General features: G+C 62.9%; 17 protein-coding genes, 1 tRNA gene and 1 pseudogene. 4 read left to right on the top strand and 15 right to left on the bottom strand.

Annotated features, from left to right (window positions below):
- Nucleotides 1–100 precede the first annotated feature (100 nt).
- From IPJ87_15475 to IPJ87_15465, 3 genes are all read left to right on the top strand, one after another.
- Nucleotides 101–466, top strand: coding sequence for a hypothetical protein (locus tag IPJ87_15475; GenBank protein ID MBK7943249.1), 366 nt, complete (start codon nucleotides 101–103; stop codon nucleotides 464–466).
- 169 nt (nucleotides 467–635) lie between these two features.
- Entirely contained in the window at nucleotides 636–2132 is a 1497-nt protein-coding gene (locus tag IPJ87_15470; GenBank protein ID MBK7943248.1) for a right-handed parallel beta-helix repeat-containing protein, read from the top strand.
- Nucleotides 2133–2248: 116 nt separating this feature from the next.
- Nucleotides 2249–2779, top strand: a complete 531-nt coding sequence (locus IPJ87_15465) for a transposase (GenBank protein ID MBK7943247.1) — start codon at nucleotides 2249–2251, stop codon at nucleotides 2777–2779.
- A gap of 183 nt (nucleotides 2780–2962) precedes the next feature.
- Here the strand turns inward: IPJ87_15465 and IPJ87_15460 are convergent, their stop codons facing one another.
- From IPJ87_15460 to IPJ87_15445, 4 genes are all read right to left on the bottom strand, one after another.
- Nucleotides 2963–3238: a response regulator transcription factor gene (locus IPJ87_15460; protein ID MBK7943246.1), complete on the bottom strand. Its 276-nt coding sequence runs from the start codon at nucleotides 3236–3238 to the stop codon at nucleotides 2963–2965.
- Nucleotides 3239–3469: 231 nt separating this feature from the next.
- On the bottom strand, nucleotides 3470–4087 hold the full coding sequence (locus tag IPJ87_15455) for a fibronectin type III domain-containing protein (GenBank protein ID MBK7943245.1): 618 nt from the start codon (nucleotides 4085–4087) through the stop codon (nucleotides 3470–3472).
- A gap of 784 nt (nucleotides 4088–4871) precedes the next feature.
- Nucleotides 4872–5477: a gamma-glutamylcyclotransferase gene (locus tag IPJ87_15450; protein MBK7943244.1), complete on the bottom strand. Its 606-nt coding sequence runs from the start codon at nucleotides 5475–5477 to the stop codon at nucleotides 4872–4874.
- Nucleotides 5478–5515: 38 nt separating this feature from the next.
- Complete coding sequence (locus tag IPJ87_15445; protein MBK7943243.1) at nucleotides 5516–5926, bottom strand: hypothetical protein; 411 nt, start codon at nucleotides 5924–5926, stop codon at nucleotides 5516–5518.
- A gap of 131 nt (nucleotides 5927–6057) precedes the next feature.
- Here IPJ87_15445 and IPJ87_15440 point away from each other — a divergent pair, with 131 nt between their 5' ends.
- On the top strand, nucleotides 6058–6768 hold the full coding sequence (locus tag IPJ87_15440; GenBank protein MBK7943242.1) for a DUF2924 domain-containing protein: 711 nt from the start codon (nucleotides 6058–6060) through the stop codon (nucleotides 6766–6768).
- 47 nt (nucleotides 6769–6815) lie between these two features.
- On the opposite strand, the gene IPJ87_15435 is transcribed toward IPJ87_15440, so the two are convergent.
- From IPJ87_15435 to IPJ87_15385, 11 genes and pseudogenes are all read right to left on the bottom strand, one after another.
- Nucleotides 6816–7664: a hypothetical protein gene (locus tag IPJ87_15435; GenBank protein ID MBK7943241.1), complete on the bottom strand. Its 849-nt coding sequence runs from the start codon at nucleotides 7662–7664 to the stop codon at nucleotides 6816–6818.
- Nucleotides 7665–7691: 27 nt separating this feature from the next.
- Nucleotides 7692–8330, bottom strand: a complete 639-nt coding sequence (locus tag IPJ87_15430; GenBank protein MBK7943240.1) for a hypothetical protein — start codon at nucleotides 8328–8330, stop codon at nucleotides 7692–7694.
- 10 nt (nucleotides 8331–8340) lie between these two features.
- Nucleotides 8341–11384 (bottom strand): annotated as a pseudogene (locus tag IPJ87_15425) (N-6 DNA methylase).
- Nucleotides 11385–11399: 15 nt separating this feature from the next.
- On the bottom strand, nucleotides 11400–12173 hold the full coding sequence (locus IPJ87_15420; GenBank protein ID MBK7943239.1) for a hypothetical protein: 774 nt from the start codon (nucleotides 12171–12173) through the stop codon (nucleotides 11400–11402).
- Nucleotides 12174–12329: 156 nt separating this feature from the next.
- Complete coding sequence (locus IPJ87_15415) at nucleotides 12330–12815, bottom strand: HEPN domain-containing protein (GenBank protein MBK7943238.1); 486 nt, start codon at nucleotides 12813–12815, stop codon at nucleotides 12330–12332.
- 440 nt (nucleotides 12816–13255) lie between these two features.
- Complete coding sequence (locus IPJ87_15410; protein ID MBK7943237.1) at nucleotides 13256–15751, bottom strand: ribonucleoside-diphosphate reductase subunit alpha; 2496 nt, start codon at nucleotides 15749–15751, stop codon at nucleotides 13256–13258.
- Between the two features lie 355 nt (nucleotides 15752–16106).
- Nucleotides 16107–17117: a ribonucleotide-diphosphate reductase subunit beta gene (locus IPJ87_15405; GenBank protein ID MBK7943236.1), complete on the bottom strand. Its 1011-nt coding sequence runs from the start codon at nucleotides 17115–17117 to the stop codon at nucleotides 16107–16109.
- Nucleotides 17118–17676: 559 nt separating this feature from the next.
- Nucleotides 17677–18312 (bottom strand): DUF3109 family protein, encoded by a 636-nt coding sequence (locus tag IPJ87_15400; GenBank protein ID MBK7943235.1) that lies wholly within the window; start codon nucleotides 18310–18312, stop codon nucleotides 17677–17679.
- Nucleotides 18313–18334: 22 nt separating this feature from the next.
- On the bottom strand, nucleotides 18335–18907 hold the full coding sequence (locus IPJ87_15395; GenBank protein ID MBK7943234.1) for a nucleotidyl transferase AbiEii/AbiGii toxin family protein: 573 nt from the start codon (nucleotides 18905–18907) through the stop codon (nucleotides 18335–18337).
- Nucleotides 18908–18915: 8 nt separating this feature from the next.
- Nucleotides 18916–19218, bottom strand: coding sequence for a hypothetical protein (locus IPJ87_15390; GenBank protein MBK7943233.1), 303 nt, complete (start codon nucleotides 19216–19218; stop codon nucleotides 18916–18918).
- 33 nt (nucleotides 19219–19251) lie between these two features.
- A tRNA-Arg gene (locus tag IPJ87_15385) sits at nucleotides 19252–19323 on the bottom strand.
- Nucleotides 19324–19339: the final 16 nt, after the last annotated feature.

Below are 19339 nucleotides of genomic sequence, written 5' to 3'. Positions count from 1 at the left end.
TGTGGACCGCCGACCGCAACTGCGGATCGTGTTAACGAGTGTTACCGTGGGTGCCCGCCCGGGCCAGCGCACCGACCTTCACATCCCATCCCGGGATACCATGCACACCGCGCGCGTCCTCGCCTCCGCTCTGGTCCTCGCCCTCGCCTCGTGCACGGTGGACCCCGGCGCAGCGGTCTCCGACGACACGCCGCACAGCGGTGCATCGGCCGGCCGCATCGCGCACCCGGCGTCCGGAACGCTGGACGTCGACATCATCCAACGGACCTGCGCGCTCTACGTCACCTTGCGGTCGCATGCGTGGAAGGACCGCATCGCCTTCGGGCGCGACCTGGACGAGGGCCTGGTGCGGTGGAACCGCTGCCCCGGCGGCACCATGATCGCCTGCGTGGTGACGCCGACCGCGAACGGGGACAGCGTGATCACGGGCATCCCCTTCAAGCCCGACGCCGACGCCAAGCATTGAGGTGACGTCCCGTGGGTGTGCACCAGGCACAAGCTCGTCGCCTGTGCGCACAGTCCCTGGTCCCGGCCACGCGACATCCGTCCGTCAGGGACCTTCCATCGTCGGGTCCGCCTCCGCGTCCGACGACTTTCGATGGTCACCGACCGGCCGATCCCGCTAGCTTATCGGCATGAAGCAGCTCGCCGCCGCCGCCCTGATGGGCCTCGCCAGCACCGCCGGGGCCGCCACCTACCACGTGGCCGTCACCGGCAACGATGCCCACAGCGGCCTGTCCCCGGCCGACGCCTGGGCCACCACGCAGCACGGCGCCGATGTGGCCGTGGCCGGCGACACGGTGCTGGTGCACCCCGGCGGCCACCAGGGCTTCGCGGCCATGACCCACAGCGGCACGGCGGGCGCGCCCATCGTCTTCCTCGCCACCGGGCCCGGGGTGAACATCACCGTTCCGTGCGGATACAACAACCTGGACGGCATCAACGTGGAAGGCGTCGCCTGGGTGGTGGTCGAAGGCTTCGTGGTGAACGACATGCCGCGCACCGGCATCCGCACCGCGCTGAGCGACCACGTCACCATCCGGTACAACAGCTGCCACAGCAACTACAAATGGGGCATCCTCACCGGCTTCGCGGAGCATGTGGTCATCGAGCACAACACGTGCAGCGGCAGCGAGGATGAGCACGGCATCTACGTGAGCAACAGCGCGGACGACCCCATCATCCGCTACAACCACTGCTTCGACAACCACGCCAACGGCATCCACATGAACGGCGATGCCAGCCTGGGGGGCGACGGGGTCATCAGCCACGCGCAGGTGTACGGCAACACCATCCATGGCAACGGGCAGGCCGGCGGTAGCGGCATCAACGGCGATGGCGTGGTGGACGCGGTGATCTTCAACAACCTGCTCTACGACAACCACGCCAGCGGCATCAGCCTGTACCAGATCGACGGCGGTGCGCCCAGCACGGGCAACCGCGTGTACAACAACACCATCATCAACGCCGCCGATGCGCGCTGGTGCGTGAACATCACGGACGATTGCACCGACAACCAGGTGCTCAACAACATCCTCATCAACCAGCATCCCTGGCGCGGCAGCATCGTCGTGGCCGCGAGCGCGCTCACGGGCTTCGTCTGCGACCACAACCTCGTCACCGACCGGTTGAGCCCCGATGGCGACGCCACCATCCTGGACCTGCCCGCCTGGCAGGCCCTCGGCCATGATGCGCACAGCGCGGTGGCCGGTCCGCCCGCGGCGCTCTTCGTGGCGCCCGGCTCCGACTTCCACCCCCTGAGCGCTGCGGCGCAGATGGTGGACGCGGGCACCGCGGCGGTGAGCGCCGTGGTGGCCGAGGACCTCGAGGGCACGCCCCGGCCCCTCGGCGCCGGCTTCGACATCGGCTGCTACGAGAACGACCTTGGCACTGCGCTCTCCGCGGTACCGTTCCGCAGCACCGGCTTCCGCTTTGACGGCGCGAACATCCTACTGCCCGCGGACCATACGGCCGCGCAGGTGCTGTTCTTCGCCGCCGATGGCCGCTTGCTGGCCCAGCGGAGCGTGGTCGGATCGGCCCGGGTCGAACCACCCGCCACGGGCGTCGGCGTCGCGGTGTTCAGCACGGCGGACCACGTTCCCGTGGGGGTGGTGAAGTGGTGCGGCCGTTGAGGGGCCGCCCGCTGACCCGTGAGCGTCGCCCTTCCTTCGCGTATGGGTTAAGCGCGGTTCCGCGAGCCCCTTCCTGGCGCGAGCGTCCACGCTCGTGCCCTTCTTAGCTTTCATCCATGAGCGAGCGCTGGAAGTTCGTTGGACACCATGCCCACTTTGTCAGTTTCGCCGTGGTGGGATGGGTCGATGTGTTCACGCGTGCCGTGTATGCTGAGTTCCTGCTGAAGAACCTGGCCTACTGTCGGAAGAGCAAGGGTCTTGTACTGTACGAGTTCGTCATCATGCCGAGCCATGTCCATTTGATCGCCGCAGCTGCGAACGCCAACTTGGGCGAGATCATGCGCGACTTCAAGACGTACACAAGCAAGGAGCTCGTGAAGTTGATCGCGGCCAACGAACAGGAGAGTCGGAAGGAATGGATGTTACGGTTGTTCAAGGAGCATGGCGCGGCGAACCCGCTGAACACGCACAACCAGTTCTGGCAGCAGAGCAACAAGCCGATCCTGCTCGACACGCCGAAGAAGTTCGACGACTGCGTGAGGTACGTGCGTGAGAACCCGTTGGTCGCCGGACTGGTCACCGACGAGACGGCCTACACGTGGAGCAGCGCGAACCCGCAGATCGGGGTCGAGTTGGACGAGGCATAGCTCAAGGGCACGAGCGAAAGACGCTCGCGCCAGACGGGGGCTCAAGGCACCAGCGTGTTCGCTCGCACCAAAGGGGCCTGGTCGATCGGTCCACGGGCCTTCGGCCTTCCGGTAGTTAGGTCCTTGGCCTGGGCTTTGGGCCTTGGGCTTGGGTCTTCGGCCGCGCAGCGGATCGGCCCTGGTTCACCCCGGTGCGGGCGAGCCCCCGCCGCACCGCGCGCACGGGCAGGGCACCAGGCCCCGCGCGATGGCCTCGCGCACCAGCCCCACCCGCGTGCGCACCTTCAGCTTGCGGTACAGCTTCTCCAGGTGCGTGCGCACCGTGCGCTCGCTGATGCCCAGCACCGCCGGCAGCTCCTTCACCCCGGGCTCGTCCGGCCCGCACAGCAGGCGGCACACCCGGCGCTCCTGCGCCGTCAGCACCGGCACCGCCGAAGCCGACCCCTGCCCGGCCTTCATGGGCACCAAGGTGGTACAAGAACCGTCTTTTTATCGCATTCACGGATATTCGTTCTTCACGATCCCAGGTTGGATCAGCAGGTCATTCACGGTTTCGGATCTGCAATATGACCATCGCCTCATCGCGCTTGTTTTCCGCACCGGGTACACCCCACGCCCCGAACGGCCAACGCCCCGGCCCGCACCCCGGTGGAGGGTCGGCCAGGGCGTTGCGCCTGGGGAGTGGTGCGGTCAGGCCGCGGCCATCGCGCGGCAGGGCTCGCTCTTGCTGCTCTCGCCGGCGGCGCCGATGGCGCTCACCGCGAACCAGTAGAACCGGCCCGGCTCCAGCTGGTCCACCTCGAACCGGCTCTTGGTGGTGACGCCGATGAGCTGCCAGGCGAACGGGTCGTTGCTGGTGCTCATGTACACGTGGTGCATGTCGGCATCGACCTCGCGCTGCCAGCGCAGGCTCACCCGGCCCTCCATGTTCGTGGCCCGCGTGCCCAGGTTGCGCGGCGGGTCCAGCTCGCCCACCGGCGAACCGCGGTCCACCACCTCGAAGCCGCTGCTCTTGATCACGGCGGCGTCGCCCGCGCTGGCCATCTGCACGTAGCCCGCCCACTGCTTCACGGCCTCCACCAGGGCCGCTTCCGCCGTGTCGCGCTCCCGGTACTCCCGCCGGCCCCGGTTGGCCTCCACCGCCGCGTTCTTCGCCACCAGATCGTCCACCAGCGTCTGGAAGGCTGCCGGCGTCGGCACCGGGTTGGGGAAGGCGGGGTTGCCGTTCACGTTGTCGTGCAACGCCTGCGCTTTGGCCACGAGCCCCGTGGCGGGGAGGCCGGTGAGGCCCAGTTTCACTCTTGCCATCTTCTTGGGGCACTTCTGCTGCGCAACCCCGGCGCGTTGGTTATGGGGCCTTGTTCGTTGGCCCCGCCCCCGCCGTTGCGCCGCCCCCATCGGCTGTTCGTCCGAGGGGGGTGCCGCAACCCGCGCCCCCCTCCGTGCAGCCACCCGCCCCCCGTGGCCTGCAGGCCGCGACCGCATCCCCGGACCGCCCGCGACCGCACCCGATCGGGCCGCGTTCGGGTCCACTTTTCCAGAAGTTGGGACCAACGTTCTCGCGTTCGGGTCCACTTTTCCCGCATGTGGATCCAACTTCCTGGCGTTCGGGTCCAGATCCCTCGAATGTGGGACCACCTTCCTCGTGTTCGGGTCCACATTCGCCGATGTTGGGACCAACCTCCTCGCGTTCGGGTTCACTTTTCCCGAACGTGGATCCAACTTCCTCGCGTTCGGACCCAGATTCCCCGAAGGTGGATCCAAACTCCTCGCGTTCGGGTCCAGAATCCTGGAAGTTGGGACCAACCTTCTCGCGTTCGGGTGCACATGCACCGAAGGTGGGACCAACTTTCTCGCGTTCGGGTCCAGGTTTCGCGCAGGGAGGACCAAGCTCCGGGCGTTCGGGACCCACCGGGCCATGGACCGACCCGCCGCCTTGGACCACCCACCCAGGACCTGGAGCCCCAACCCCAGCACCCGCCACCCGGCCCGCCACCCACCGACCGCTCCGCCTCCGGCGGCCGATGGATCATACCACCGATCCGTGCTGATCCAGATCAGCCCGGACCAGAAGACACATGATCAACGCGGCCTACCCTTTCTCCGCGCGGATCCGTTCTTTGATCCGACCATCACGGCCATGGATCACAAGCATCATGTGCTTCTTCCCCGCCACCGCCCGTGCATACCTCACAGCTTCTGCCTTGTTCGTGTGGGTGGCCGTTGCCTTCGTCGCGCCCGCTACCTTCACCTTCCAATTGGAACCGCTGGGCACCACGTGCATCTGGGTCTTCAGGTAGTTGCCATGGCGCAACCGCAGGACATCCCGTAGAGGTTTGTTGTACCAGTAGATCCACGCCCGAAGCTGGTCCTTCCCAACCTGCACATTCACCACCTCCCGACGATAGAGCGAATCCTTGACGTTCGAGGGATCATACTCCTCATAGGCATCCAGCTTGGCCAGGACCTCCTGCACCGTGTCCGGCAACAGCTTGTACACCTCGCCCACAAGCGGATGGCCGGCGCCCTTGTCCGGCACAGCATAGGGATATTTCCCAAGGAACAGAGATGCGGAGGGCACCTGGCCAATGCCCACGCGAACACCATACTTGGCCAGGAGGTTCCGCTCCGCGGCCTTCGCCTTGTTCCGCAGGGTACCGTACACGAAAATGAACTCCACGAGCCCCTCCTTGGTCATGGAAGGATGCGCGGCTCTTTCGGTCCTGTCGTGATCCCTCATCTCCTTTGTTCCCTCCGTTCACGATTGTTCAACAGCCGGTCAAGGTCCTCGAAGCCCCATCGCGCCACATACGCACGCACCACCGGCTTATCGCTGATGAGCTTGAGGTAGTAGTCGAACAGCCGCTCGATCTCCTGTTGCCTGATCTGGCCCATGGTGTGCAGGGAGGCGATGAACTCGAAGAAGTTCAGGTAATCGACCAACTGCTCCTCGTTCGCTTCAACCTTCAGCCATTCATCCGTGATGCCGTTGTGGTCCATCCGGCGTCGCACCTTCTTGAACTGATCATTCTCGAAGAACTTGCTGTAGAGCTGGTGCATCCATTCGGCCTTCTTCCGCAAATGGTCCCGATAGTACACCCACACCAACGCAGCACCCCCGACAATGGTCACGACGGACACCAGCATGTCCAGGATTTCCTGAACACCCCAATGGCCGCGTCCGACGCAGCACATCAAGACCACCGGATGCATCATGCTCCTCAAAGGTAACGCCGCACGGACCTTGACGTTCCTCCCCTCCCGATCATCTTTGTCGCATGAGCCGCACGTCCACCCATCTGGTGCAGGAACACCTGGAGCTCATCGGCGGTGAGGTGTTCGAGAAGTTCGGTGCCGTCATCACCGGCCTGGTGGGCGGCCGCAATGGCATCTACGCGCTCTACGCAGGTGACCGGCTCTACTACGTCGGCCTGGCCAAGGACCTCAAGACCCGGCTCAAGGCCCACCTGAACGACCGGCACAAGGACCTCTGGGACCGCTTCAGCGTGTACGTCACCAACGGCGACGCCCACATGAAGGAACTGGAATCCCTGCTCCTGCGCATCATCAAGCCCCAGGGCAACCGGGTGAAGGGCCGGTTGCACGGCTCCCTGGATCAACACCGCGAACTGAAGCGCCGCCTCGAACAGGCCCAGCTGCAACTGCTCCAAGGGATCATCGGCAAGGCCGCCGCGCCCGTCACCAAGCGCACGGCACGCGCGCCCAAGGCGACCGACCGCTCCGGTCGCGCGGATGGCCTGCGCGGACACGGGGCCACGGGCGTGGTCTTCCTCCGCGCCGAGCACAAGGGCAAGACCTACAAGGCCACCCTCCGTGCCGATGGGTCCGTCACCTTCGCCGGCCGCACCTACAGCTCCCTCTCCGCCGCCGGCCAGGCCGTCACCCAGCGCAGCACCAACGGCCGCATGTTCTGGCGGGTGCGCAATGCACAGGGGGCGTGGGTCAGTATCGGGGCTATGGAGGGGTAGGGATGTGGTACACTTTTCTTGTCTGGCCTTGGCATCTGATGGCCTCCTCAGCCCTTAGTCAAGGTGATCAACGGCCAGGGCTCCTTCGGCTCAACGCCGATCGCCGTGTAGATCCGCAACCGAAGTGCTTGAAGGAACTGGATGCATGTATATGCTGCATCGTTGAGCAGGTCGGTTGACAACAGGATCGGCACACCCAGCTTGAAATCGATGTGCGCGCGGACAGGTTCTGCGCTCAGTTCTGTGATCAACGGCGACCTCGCCTTGAACGCCCTGTCTACATCGTGAACCACGCCGTTCTCTCTCGCGGTGACCTTCTGTTGCAAGTACTTCAGCCGCAAGACCGTTTCGGCCTCACTAGTAAGGTCCTTGCGCGTCACAAAGCCGTTGCGGTGTACTATGCACCTGCGTAGTTGGTTGATGGAAAGCACTTCATCGCTATAGTGCATTGGTGCTCCTACGGTTGCTTCCAGCTCTTTGACCAGCCCCGGAAGATGCATGGTCATCAGCTTTTCCTCCTTCGCATCCACATTGGCCGCGAACCGCTCCGTGCTAGCGACAGGCTGTACAAGTGATTCCTTAGCGGCCGTGTATATGTGCATGATCCGACACCCTTCGATCAACGATTCATTCATCCCGATCAACATATCGACGAGTGCCGCCCGTAGTAGCCACTCCTCGGCTTCGCTCAGGGCCTTCTCTGGTGTGTCGCGATGGGAGGGGTCATGGACCAGGATCGGCAGTCCGTCGATATCCAACATCGGGACGGCATGGAGCGATACGGCTCGTATTGCACCGTGTGCATGCCGTAGGCTGTTCGACGTGATCCGCCACTGCCGCAAGAAACGGCTGAGCACCTCGTCGGGTACCACTTGATAGCCTTGGTGACTGATCATCTGCTCGGGTTGCTATCCGTGTTCCAGCTACACCCGCTGCCAAACCTCGTAGCCACGAGCGTTCGGATCTGGGATCAATCCGTCATGGAACAGGATGATCAGATCCGACTCCTTGGGGTTCAGGTGCATGGTATAGCGCCCATGATGAGCCAAGCCAAGAAGGATCTCATCCGAAGCGAGTTTGCCTTCGGTATAGAAATAGACCCCAGCGCCAATGTGGGCCTCGAGACCCGGGAAGTCGATCGCAGCGGTCGCTTCACCGCGGCTATCGTCATACCGCACTTTCAAGGAGATCCGGGTACCACCCTCGTAGACCACTTCTGAGGTCAGACCCTCTGCGTTCGTGATCCGTTCCTGATCGTGCAATGTGCCATCCTTGCGCATGAACCTGTACTGGTACATGAGCACCCGCTTCCACTTGCCCGCATAGTTGCCGAAATAGGCGGTCTTGGCGCGTTCCCGCACCTTACGTTCGATAGCCTGCGCCACAGTTGCGGCAAGAGCCCCGCTCCCGGCCCCGATCAGGATGGTTGAAGCCAGTTCGAGAAGTTCTGGCTCATGTGGCGCATGGGCAAGAAGCCAGCACAACACACCGACTTGACTAGCCACAAGCGCCCACAGGAGCACTGTGCCTTCCTCGCTATTGAACCACTTCGAAGAAGCCATAGCAGTTCGGTCATGCACTCCCCTCAACCAACCTGATCTCCTCCTCCGTCAACCCGTACAGCTGGTACACCAGCGCATCGATCTCCCTGTCCGTCTTCTCGATCTGTGCTTGCAGCGCCTGCGCCTTGGCCTTCTGCTCGGTGAAGTAGCTGAGCCACTCCGCCTCTTCGGCCAGGGTGAGGGACACCTTCGCCTTCTTCAACTCGGATAAGAAGCCCTTGAACTCCAAGCTCGGCCAGTTCTCCAGCGCGCGGCTCAGCGTGGGGTGAGTGTACTTGGATTGAAGGAGCTTCAGCAATGCACCCGTGACGTCGTTCAGTTCTTTACTCGTTGCCAGCATCGTGTCCACCTTCACAACGAAGGGTTTCTGATCGGCTAGAGACGGTACGCGGATTGGGAAGTTGCGCAGATCCTGTAGAATGATCTTGGGGAACATCTTCCGCACGGACTTCGCCGTGTTCTTCATGAAGTAGTAGGACATCACCGTGCTGTTGAGCAGGGCGAGTATGTACTTCAACAGCACCGGTTCGCCTGGCTTCGCATTGACTGCGATGTTGCTCATGTTGAACAGGAACAACTCATCGGAGTAGGTCGCAACGACGGACCTCGGATACTTCCCTGTGATCTCGCGAATAATGAGCTTCTCGGAATTGAAAATCTCGAATTCGCGCGGGGCAGCGAGATGGACCCCGTACTCCAGGTACTGTCCAGCCCAAGTGATGGAATACCGATTGACATCCTTGCCTTCGAGATAGCGATGCGTGTTATCGTTCTTCTTGTAGAGGTGGTCGAATGCTCGTGCCTTCACATCCTCCGGAGTCTGCTTGGGTTCACCTTTCCTGGATTCATAAGCCTTCAGCCCCGCCTTGATAATAGTTATGTCATCAAGGCGCTTGCTCCCCGCTTTGAGCTTTGCAGTAAGACCGGAACTCTCTTCATCGGCGAATACTTTGAACTCTAAACCGTCATTCGCTCTGAACGCATTCTGGTTGAGTTGGTGGCTGAGGTAGAACTCCTGTCCATTGTTCAGCAGTACGTCAAAGTCTTGGTCCTTCTTCTCGCTCTTCGATGCCACAAGGATGATGGTCTCAACGTTGACGCCTTCGAACGAGTAGCCTTGTAGGTTGATGATTTGCCGAAGCTGGCAAGTCTCAAGCAAGACTTCGCGAAGATTCGCACCGGAGTAGACCATCAACCACGAGTTGGGAACGATCAAGGCATAGATGCCATTCAACTGGAGAACTTGAACCGTCCTCTCTATGAAGAGAATATAAGTGTTGATCTGGAACTTCGTGCCCTTATAGTGCTTCACATAGAAGTCCTTCTCTGATTGGTCGAAGTTCTCCCGAGCAAACACATACGGCGGATTCCCATGACCACATCGAACCCCCCCTTTGCGAACACCCCCGGAAACTCCTTCTTCCAGTCGAAAGCCTTGTCGCCCGCCACGGCGGGGTCGTCTATCAGGCTATTGCCGCACTTGATGTTGCCGCTGAGGTCGTTGAGCTTGCGGCCCTTGGTGGCGGTGCGCAGCCACAGGCTGAGGCGCGCGATCTCCACGCTCTCCTCGTTGATGTCCACCCCGTAGATGTTGCGCTCCAGGATGTGGTCGCCGATGTCCTTGAACACGATGCTTTCGCCACGCACCTGGCTCTCCAGTTCGTTCACGTAAGCGTGCTCGTTGATCAGGTACTCGAGCGCCTGGTTGAGGAAGGCACCGCTGCCGCAGGCCGGGTCGCAGATGGTGAGGCTCAGCAACCAGTCCCGGTACACCTCCAACTTGGTGTCCAGCTCCTGGATGGTCTTCTTCTGCCGGCCCTTGCGTCCCCGGGCATACTCCTCGTCCACGATGGCCAGCTCGTCCTTTTTCTCGGTGCAGAGCCGGCCCACGGTGTTCTCCACGATGTACTTGGTGATGTACTTCGGGGTGTAGAACACGCCGTCCTTCTTGCGCTTGGTCTTCTTGGTGTCCAGCGCGCGGCCCTCCAGCTCGGCGGTGATGGCCTCGATCTCGTTGAGGCTGTGCTCGAAGATGTGGCCCAGGATGTTCACGTCCACCTCGCTGGCGAAGTCGTACTTGGTCAGCTTGGTCAGGTGCTCCTCCAGCACGGCATCGCTGATGCGCACGCCGTCCAGCAGCTCATCGGGCTTGAAGAGGCCGCCGTTGTACGCGAAGATCTCCTGCGCGGGGCTCTTGTGCCCGGTGTTGAGGTAGCCGAAGTACTTCTGGCAGCGCTCGTACAGCGGGCGGTACTCGTCCAGCTCGCGCAGCTTCTGCCACTGGTCCACGATGCCGCGCAGCGTGTTGGGCGGCAGCAGGCCCTTGTCCTCCCCGAAGAGCACGAAGAGGAAGCGGTCCAGCAGCTTTTGGGTCTTCTTGTAGAGCAGCAGCTTGTCGTGCTCGGGGTGGTTGGTGCACAGGTCCTGCCACAGGGCGGTCTTGAAGGCGCTGTAGTCCTTGTAGAGCCGTTTGGTCACTTGTTCCTCCTCCTGCAGGCTCTCGGCCTTCACCTTCTTCGGGATGCCGCCCAGCAGGTTGTCGCGCTGCAGGCACAGCCACAGCAGGCGGAACTGCTCTTCGGTGAGGGTGAAGAGGTCGAACTCCAAGTGCTCCACCGCGTTGTCGATGAAGAAGCGGAGCCGCTCGAAGTTGCTGGTGACCACATACACGCAGTCCGTGTGGTTGGCCTTGTAGTGGAAGGCCTGCGGGTTGATGCTGGCGAGGTCGGTGGTGTCGGTGCCCTTCAGCTCGATCACGGCCAGCGCCTTGCCCTGTTGCAGGATGGCGCCGTCCGCCTTCTTGTTGCCCTTCTCGTTCTTGAACTCGGTGGTGAGCTGGAAGCCGGGCTGGGGGTTGAGGGTGTAGCCCAGGATGTCCACGAAGAGGTCGCGCAGGAAGCCCTCCTGGTACTGCTCTTCCTTGCTGTTGCGGATGTTGGCCTGGATCTCGGGCGCGTGGAAGTGCTGGCGGAAGCGCGCGTAGGCCGCACGGATGGCCGCGTCGTCCTGCTGCTTCAGGTACTTGTTGAGGACGGCGGATTGGAAGAGGGGCATGGTGGCTCGGCGTGCTCAATCCTTGAACTCGAAGTAGAACCGGTCGCCCCCGCCATAGGGATAGGCGTACGGGTACGGTGGTGGCCCCTCGTTGGAGAGCCGCAGACCTTTGAACTGCTTGTTGGTCATGGAGGTCACCCGGCGCACCCAGAACGAATTGTCCACATGGAACTCCTGGCCGAAGTCCTCGGTGAACGACCAGGTCAGGAAGTTGCGGAAGGTGAGCGGGGAGTCCTCCCGGGCATACTCGCGCACCTTGATCTCCTCCATGCGTTTCGGCATGTAGGAGGCCGGTACCAGGCTCTTCGTCCACCCGCTCGCGAAGGAGCCCGACATCAGGTTCCAGCGCGTGTTGATGAAGAGCCGCGACTTGGGCGGAATGAAGCTGATGCGCTCCGGCTTGCTTTCCACGATGGAGCCCGTGAACGACCCCGTGCTCTGGGTGTGCGCCTTGAAGGTGCCGTAGTACCGGTTCACATCACCGACGGTGAGCGCGGAGCCCTGGCTGAACCCTTCGATCTTCACGCTCCGCCGATCGGCCCAATAGGGCAAACGGGTGCCTTGATGGATCAGCGCGCTCTTGTACCAGTCCACGTAGATCGGCCGGTCCGTGGCGTTGTAGATCGCAAAGGCCATCACCCCCTTCTGGTCCCAGAGCCAGTACGTTAGCTGCACGCTGTCCCCCCTGTACACCAATAGGTCGCTCTCTGTGGCTCCTTCAAGAACAGGTTCGATCACCTGGTCCCGGACCGAGCCACAACCCGCTAGCAGAAGCACTGCGAGCAGCATGGTGAAAAGAAAGCTTGGCTGTCGCATGGTTCACCTCCTGTGGTCGTAGCGAAAGTAAAGGTGCATGCCCTTCCCTCGCACGAGCGTCCACGTTCGTGCGTCGACCCCACGGCAGACGTTCAAGGCACGAGCGTGGACGCTCGCGCCATTGGAGGCTTAGGTTCTTGCTAAATGGTTCTTGGGCACAGCTCTACCGACTCGGAACTTCATCACGGCCTTTTTCAAGCCATCTGCTGGCCAGTTTGCTGACTCCTTCGTTACCGTAGCCAGGATCTCGTCCGCTGTTTCCGCGAGGTACTCCACAGTCGGACTCCCGAGGTCCGCGAAGACGAAGTACCGATAACCATGGACTTCGATCTCATCCACTGCAACATCGATGCATTGCTTCGCCTCGCGCGATACGGACATTCCAGCGTGAACACACGCGTTCAGCAGCTTCGACAGATCATGCGAGCGCGGCACCCGCAAGCCTCTTCCCCTGAGAAAGGCCTTTAGCCCTAGCTCGATCGAATGGCACCCAAGGAACATGCTGGGGGCATCCATGCTCGGTGCTTCTGCGCTTGTCCTGGTGACCTCCAGCGCACTTCTGTACGCCTTTGCCCCATTCAGGAACGCCTGTGCGATCGGAAGCGCTTTGGTCATGGTGCGAGAAGAGTGGCCTTCCGAGCCGCTCTTCTGTTTAATTGCCGGCTCCACTCTAACCACTACACATCTCGCAGCTGTCCGGGTTGTCCAGTTATGGTTATCTCCGAAAGAAGATTCTGCGAAGCAGCCAGAGCAGAGGACTGAAAGCAATGATCCGCAATAGAGATTTCAGCCATTGTGGAAAGGGGTTGCCAGCAGAGGTGGGCAGCTGATTCGCTGACTTTGCCGCAGCACTTTCCCTCCATTGTTTGCGCTCCTCACGAGTCCAAGCGTTCCACCATCCGAAGGAAAACGTCTTGAAACTCTCCGGTCCATCACCATACCAGCCTGGCTTGCGATCCTTGTCTGCCATCGTACCACTCAATCCTTCGCGTTCATGAGTGTGTACGGAACACTATGCTCGCGGCGATGAACGGAATCAATGCTTATGCTCTCTCCTACCCCGAGCACATCTCGCAGCTGTCCGGGTTATCCAGGCTGCAGGCGATCTGGGCCTGGCTGAGGGTGCTGGCGCGCTGGGTGGCCAGCTCGCCGGCCACGGGCCCGGTGACGGTGGGGGCGCTGAGCACGGGCTCCACCACGGCCTCGGCCAGGGCGGGGGCGGCCACCTTGGCGGCGCCGTTCGTGGCGGGTTCGGCCAGTCCCGCTTCACGGGATTTCACTTCGTTCAACTTGCTCTTGTCCAGCGTGAACTTGATGGCGTCCGTGGCGGCCTTGGTGCGCAGGTAGTACATGCCGGTCTTCAGCCCCGCCTTCCAGCTGTAGAAGTGCATGCTGGTGAGCTTGGCGAAGTTCACGTTCTCCATGAAGATGTTGAGGCTCTGGCTCTGGCAGATGTAGGCCCCGCGGTCGGCCGCCATGTCGATGATCACCTTCTGGCTGATCTCCCAGGCCGTCTTGTACAGGTCCTTGAGGTTCTGGGGGATCTCCGGGATGTGGGCCACGCTGCCGTTGCTGGCGATGATCTTGTTCTTGAGCTCCTCGCTCCACAGGCCCAGCTTCACCAGGTCGCGCAGCAGGTACTTGTTCACCACGATGAACTCACCGCTGAGCACGCGCCGGGTGTAGAGGTTGCTGGTGTAGGGCTCGAAGCACTCGTTGTTGCCCAGGATCTGGGCGGTGCTGGCCGTGGGCATGGGCGCCAGCAGCAGGCTGTTGCGCACGCCGTACTGCTTGATCTCGGCCCGCAGCGCGTCCCACTCCCAGCGGTCGCTGGGGCGCACGCCCCACATGTCGGGCTGCAGCAGGCCCTGGCTGATGGGGCTGCCGGCGTAGGTCTCGTAGGGACCCTCCTCGCGGGCCAGGTCCTTGCTGGCGGTGAGGGCGGCGTAGTGGATGGTCTCGAAGATCTCCCGGTTCAGCACCTTGGCCTCCACGCTGTCGAAGGGGTAGCGCATGAGGATGAAGGCGTCGGCCAGGCCCTGCACCCCGATGCCGATGGGGCGGTGGCGCATGTTGCTGCGGCGCGCCTCGGGGATGGGGTAGTAGTTGTTGTCGATGATGCGGTTGAGGTTCTTGGTCAACTGCATCGTCACCTCGAAGAGCTTGTCGTGGTCGAAGCGGCCCTTGTTGACGAACTTGGGCAGGGCGATGGAGCCCAGGTTGCACACGGCGACCTCATCGGCACTGGTGTACTCGATGATCTCGGTGCACAGGTTGCTGCTCTTGATGGTGCCCAGGTTCTGCTGGTTGCTCTTGCGGTTGGCGGCGTCCTTGAAGAGGATGTAGGGCGTGCCGGTCTCGATCTGGCTCTCCAGCACGCGGAACCACAGGTCCTGCGCCTTCATGGTGCGGCGGCCACGGCCCTCGGCCTCGTACTTCTCGTAGAGGGCCTCGAACTGCTCGCTGTGCGTGTCGCTCAGGCCGGGGCACTCGTTGGGGCACATCAGCGTCCAGTCGCCGTTCTGCTCCACGCGCTTCATGAAGAGGTCGGGGATCCACAGGGCGTAGAAGAGGTCGCGGGCGCGCAGCTCCTCCTTGCCGTGGTTCTTCTTCAGCTCCAGGAAGTCCTCGATGTCGGCGTGCCAGGGCTCGATGTAGATGGCGAAGCTGCCCTTGCGCTTGCCGCCGCCCTGGTCCACGTAGCGGGCCGTGTCGTTGAACACGCGCAGCATGGGCACGATGCCGTTGCTGGTGCCGTTGGTGCCCTTGATGTAGCTGCCCTTGGCGCGCAGGTTGTGGATGCTGAGGCCGATGCCGCCGGCGCTCTGGCTGATCTGCGCGCACTGCTTCAGGGTGTCGTAGATGCCGCTGATGCTGTCCTCCTTGAGCTGTAGCAGGAAGCAGCTGCTCATCTGCGGCTTGGGCGTGCCGGCGTTGAAGAGCGTGGGCGTGGCGTGCGTGTACCAGCCTTCGCTGAGGTCGTTGTAGGTGGCGATGACGCTGTCGAGGTCGGTCTTGTGGATGCCCACCGCCACGCGCATCAACAGGTGCTGGGGGCGCTCCACCACGCGGCCGTCCAGCTTCAGCAGGTAGCTGCGCTCCAGGGTCTTGAAGCCGAAGAAGTCGTAGGTGAAGTCGCGGTCGTAGATGATGGCGCTGTCCAGCGTTTCGGCGTGCTCCTGGATGATGGCCCACACATCGTCGGCGATGAGGCTGGCGCGCTCGCCGGTCTTGGGGTCGATGTATTCGTAGAGGTCCTTCATGGTCTCGCTGAAGGACTTCTTGGTGTTCTTGTGCAGGTTGCTGACGGCGATGCGGCTGGCCAGCTGGGCGTAGTCGGGGTGGCGCACCGTCATGGTGGCGGCCACTTCGGCGGTGAGGTTGTCCAGCTGGGTGGTGGACACGCCATCGTAGATGCCGTCGATGACCTTGAGGGTCACCTGGGTGGCATCGACCATGGGGTCGAGCCCGTAGCAGAGCTTCTTCACCCGGGCGGTGATCTTGTCGAACTTCACCGCCTCCCGGCGGCCATCGCGCTTCACTACATACATGCTTCTCCTCTGTTTTGGTCCCTTCGGCGCGGCTCCCGCCTGGCCTCGGGGGGTTGGGTGTTGGTGATCCGGTGCGCCGGCCTGTCGGGTTCGCCGTCAGGGTCCGGGGTCGGAAAGGTGGTCGGGCTTCAGGGCCTTCCGGCAGGTGCGGGTCGGCGGTTCTTCAACGGTTGAATGTGGGATCGCGTACGGTCTGTTCTCGTTCGGGTCCTGACGGTCGGCTTTCGGCCTCTAGCCGCTAGCTTCCGGCCTCCCGCTTCCGGCTTCCGGCCTCCCGCTTGTGGCCTGTGGCTGGTGGCTGGTGGCCTGCGGCTTGCGGCGGGTGGCGGGCGGCTTCCGGCGGGTGGCTGGTGGCTCAGAAATCCGCGTCCAGGCTGAACTTGTTGGTCTCCTTGTTCTGGGTCATCACCCCGGCCTTCTGGTACTCGCCCACGCGCTTCTCGAAGAAGTTGGTCTTGCCCTGCAGGCTGATCATGTCCATGAAGTCGAAGGGGTTGGCGGCGTGGTAGATCTTCTCGTTGCCCAGCTCCATCAGCAGGCGGTCGGCCACGAACTCGATGTACTGCTGCATCAGCTTGGCGTTCATGCCGATGAGGTTCACGGGCAGCGCGTCGGTCACGAACTCCTTCTCGATCTCCACCGCATCGCGGATGATGGTCTCCACGGTCTTCTTGGGCAGCTTGTTGATCAGGTGCTTGGTGTAGAGCAGGCAGGCGAAGTCGCAGTGCAGGCCCTCGTCGCGGCTGATGAGCTCGTTGCTGAAGCTGAGGCCGGGCATGAGGCCGCGCTTCTTGAGCCAGAAGATGCTGCAGAAGCTGCCGCTGAAGAAGATGCCCTCCACGGCAGCGAAGGCGATGAGGCGCTCGGCGAAGCTGCCCTTGCCGATCCAGCGCAGGGCCCACTCGGCCTTCTTCTTCACGCAGTCCACCGTGTCGATGGCGTGCAGCAGCCGGTCCTTCTCCAGGGGGTCCTTGATGTAGGTGTCGATCAGCAGGCTGTACGTCTCGCTGTGGATGTTCTCCATCATCACCTGGAAGCCGTAGAAGCAGCGGCCCTCGGGGTACTGCACCTCGTTGAGGAAGTTCACCGCCAGGTTCTCGTTCACGATGCCATCGCTGGCGGCGAAGAAGGCCAGCACGTGCTTGATGAAGTAGCGCTCCTCGTCGTTCAGCTTGGTGTTCCAGTCCACCAGGTCGGGGCTCAGGTCGATCTCCTCGGCGGTCCAGAAGCTGGCCTCGTGCTTCTTGTAGAAGTTCCAGATGTCGTGGTGCTGGATGGGGAAGAGGACGAAGCGGTCCTTGTTCTCCTTGAGCAGGGGCTCGTGGGCGGCATCGGCGCGGGCGGGCAGCACATCGTCCAGGCTCATCTGCGTCTGCTTGGTGGTGTCCATCGGTGTCGGCTCGGCGGGGTGGATCAGGGGACGAAAGGTCCGCTGGGTGCCAGCCCCATTTTTTCGTTCGCGTACTGTTCAGGGTCCCGGAGGCGGGTCGGTGGCGGCTCGTCCCGGGCTTACAAAAGTGGACCGGCACGCCGCCGCGGACAACGATCGGGCGGGGGGATGTTTCCCAAGTTGTTAACACGCTCCGGTTCCCTGCGCCGATCGGGCAAGGGATCGCCTCGCGATCCGTGCAAGCCTTTTCTTTTCACGATCCCTTAACAACGGCCGGCGGCCTTGCGGGGCGCGGCTTGGCGGCGGGCGGCGGGCGGCGCTTCGGCACCGCTGCGGGGCTTGCCGGCGGGTGCGGCGGGCGGCCGGGCGCAGGGGGTGCGGCGCTGCGCGGCGGCGCCTCGGCACCGCGCGATCGGTGGGCTGCACAGGGGATGCACGCTCCGCAGCGCCGGATCGGCGCGGGACGATCGACGGCCGGGGCCCGCTCGCGCACGGGGGGCGCTGTACGCGCGCGGCCGGCGGCGGGCGGCCCTTGTCAGCCGCCGCGTTCAGGGCGCGCACGCTTGGCGGGGGCCTTGCGCGCCTTCTTCACCGGCCGCTGCAGCCAGGCGCTGTACAGCTCCTCCAGTCCGTCGTACCACGCCTGCCCATAGGCCCGCACCAGGGCGCTCTTCAGGAAGCGGAACACCGGCACCTCCAAGCGCTCGCCGCAGGCGCAGGCCGGCGCGCAGATGTCCCACCGCTCGTAGTTGAGGCCGTCGCGCTCTTTGAGCTTCACCACCCGGATGGGGTACAGGTGGCAGCTGATGGGCTTGTTGAAAGGCACCGTGCCGTCGCGGTACGCCTGCTCGATGCCGCACATCCAGATGCCCTGCGCGTTGCGCTTGGCGAACACGCACTCCTGGTATTCGCCCACCAGCGGGGTCACCAGCTCGCCGTCACTGTCCACCAGGCTGGTGTGGCCCTGGTCCTTCACGGCCTTGCGGCCGCGGGCGGTCATGTAGGGCTGCAGGGCGGCGTAGTGCTTGTCGATCAAGCGCGCCTCCTCGGGGGTGAGCGGCGCGCCGCTGTCGCCCTGCTCACAACAGGCGCCCTTGCACGCCGCCAGGTCGCACACGAAGCGCTTCTCGAACAGGTCGTCGCTCAGCAGGGTGCCGCGGTGCTCGATCATCGGGGGGCGAAGCTATCACCGACTACCGGAGGTGGCGGTCCACCGCATCACGTACGATGTGCTTCACCTCGGACCATGTCCATCTCCTCAGAGCTGCCGGCTCCTCGCTCTCTTCCGCATCGTTGAAGTACACCAGCGCGTTGGGTATGCTGATGGCCAGCATCTGGTTGGGATACTTCATCGAATGCCAGTTGATGATCCGGTCCAGATCGTAATGCTCAAGCAATTCAGCCAGGTCCCAGAAGTCCTTTTTTCGGCCGCGTCCGAGGATCGCCTGGATCTTCATGGCGGCGATGTCGTCATCAGCATACATCCTGACCCCATCGACCGTCACGATATCGGCGATCCGTGGATGAGGATAGCGGACCATGTCCACTTTGACCTCTTCCACGTAACAGAAGATCCCGATGGACCGCTGCGCCGGCGGCTCATAGCGGAACGCCGTGCCGAACTCGGCCCGCATCACTCCAACAAGCCTTTCGTGATCCAGCTCGGCTGAGAAGAGGTCAAGATCAACGGATACGCGATGACCATACCGCAGCGCCAACGCTGTTCCGCCGACCAGTGCGAACTGGTCCAGCGCCTCGATCCGCATCAAGCGCTCTAGTATGGGAAGAGTCCCGGCGAGGAGCGCCTCAGTGTGTAGCATCGGAACTTCTCCAAGGGTTCACCGACCACGGCGCTCGCCAGGTGCATCCGGTGCTCCGGCAGGAATTTGGCGTTCAGCAACACCTTGCGCACCTGCTCATCCCCATAGTACCGCCGGCACTGCCGGATGTCCTCCACATCGCCCCGCTCGAACACCCGCTCGATCACGAAGGCGGCCCGAAGGTCCACGTCAAGCCGGTCGGGGTCCACATCCCAGAACAACCGGCGCGCATACACGGGCTTGGGTCGGGCGGTCATGCGGTGAAGATAACGGGCGTGGGACCGGGCGTGTGACCCCACCAGGAGTCGAACCTGGATCAAGAGTTTAGGAAACTCCTATTCTATCCATTGAACTATGGGGTCGCGCCCGGCGCGGGGC

The sequence above is a fragment of the Flavobacteriales bacterium genome, assembly GCA_016713875.1.
Taxonomy (GTDB): Bacteria; Bacteroidota; Bacteroidia; order Flavobacteriales_F; family PHOS-HE28; genus PHOS-HE28.
This window is presented reverse-complemented; position numbering and strand designations above follow the sequence as displayed.

Bases quoted from the DNA above. Each gene is read 5' to 3' on its own strand.
- IPJ87_15450 (MBK7943244.1), bottom strand. From the start codon at position 5,477: ATGACCAAGGAGGGGCTCGTGGAGTTCATTTTCGTGTACGGTACCCTG.
- IPJ87_15400 (MBK7943235.1), bottom strand. From the start codon at position 18,312: ATGATCGAGCACCGCGGCACCCTGCTGAGCGACGACCTGTTCGAGAAG.
- IPJ87_15465 (MBK7943247.1), top strand. From the start codon at position 2,249: ATGAGCGAGCGCTGGAAGTTCGTTGGACACCATGCCCACTTTGTCAGT.
- IPJ87_15415 (MBK7943238.1), bottom strand. From the start codon at position 12,815: ATGACCAAAGCGCTTCCGATCGCACAGGCGTTCCTGAATGGGGCAAAG.
- IPJ87_15475 (MBK7943249.1), top strand. From the start codon at position 101: ATGCACACCGCGCGCGTCCTCGCCTCCGCTCTGGTCCTCGCCCTCGCC.
- IPJ87_15440 (MBK7943242.1), top strand. From the start codon at position 6,058: ATGAGCCGCACGTCCACCCATCTGGTGCAGGAACACCTGGAGCTCATC.
- IPJ87_15395 (MBK7943234.1), bottom strand. From the start codon at position 18,907: ATGCGGATCGAGGCGCTGGACCAGTTCGCACTGGTCGGCGGAACAGCG.
- IPJ87_15405 (MBK7943236.1), bottom strand. From the start codon at position 17,117: ATGAGCCTGGACGATGTGCTGCCCGCCCGCGCCGATGCCGCCCACGAG.
- IPJ87_15430 (MBK7943240.1), bottom strand. From the start codon at position 8,330: ATGGCTTCTTCGAAGTGGTTCAATAGCGAGGAAGGCACAGTGCTCCTG.
- IPJ87_15435 (MBK7943241.1), bottom strand. From the start codon at position 7,664: ATGATCAGTCACCAAGGCTATCAAGTGGTACCCGACGAGGTGCTCAGC.
- IPJ87_15455 (MBK7943245.1), bottom strand. From the start codon at position 4,087: ATGGCAAGAGTGAAACTGGGCCTCACCGGCCTCCCCGCCACGGGGCTC.
- IPJ87_15470 (MBK7943248.1), top strand. From the start codon at position 636: ATGAAGCAGCTCGCCGCCGCCGCCCTGATGGGCCTCGCCAGCACCGCC.
- IPJ87_15460 (MBK7943246.1), bottom strand. From the start codon at position 3,238: ATGAAGGCCGGGCAGGGGTCGGCTTCGGCGGTGCCGGTGCTGACGGCG.
- IPJ87_15445 (MBK7943243.1), bottom strand. From the start codon at position 5,926: ATGCTGGTGTCCGTCGTGACCATTGTCGGGGGTGCTGCGTTGGTGTGG.
- IPJ87_15390 (MBK7943233.1), bottom strand. From the start codon at position 19,218: ATGACCGCCCGACCCAAGCCCGTGTATGCGCGCCGGTTGTTCTGGGAT.
- IPJ87_15420 (MBK7943239.1), bottom strand. From the start codon at position 12,173: ATGCTGCTCGCAGTGCTTCTGCTAGCGGGTTGTGGCTCGGTCCGGGAC.
- IPJ87_15410 (MBK7943237.1), bottom strand. From the start codon at position 15,751: ATGTATGTAGTGAAGCGCGATGGCCGCCGGGAGGCGGTGAAGTTCGAC.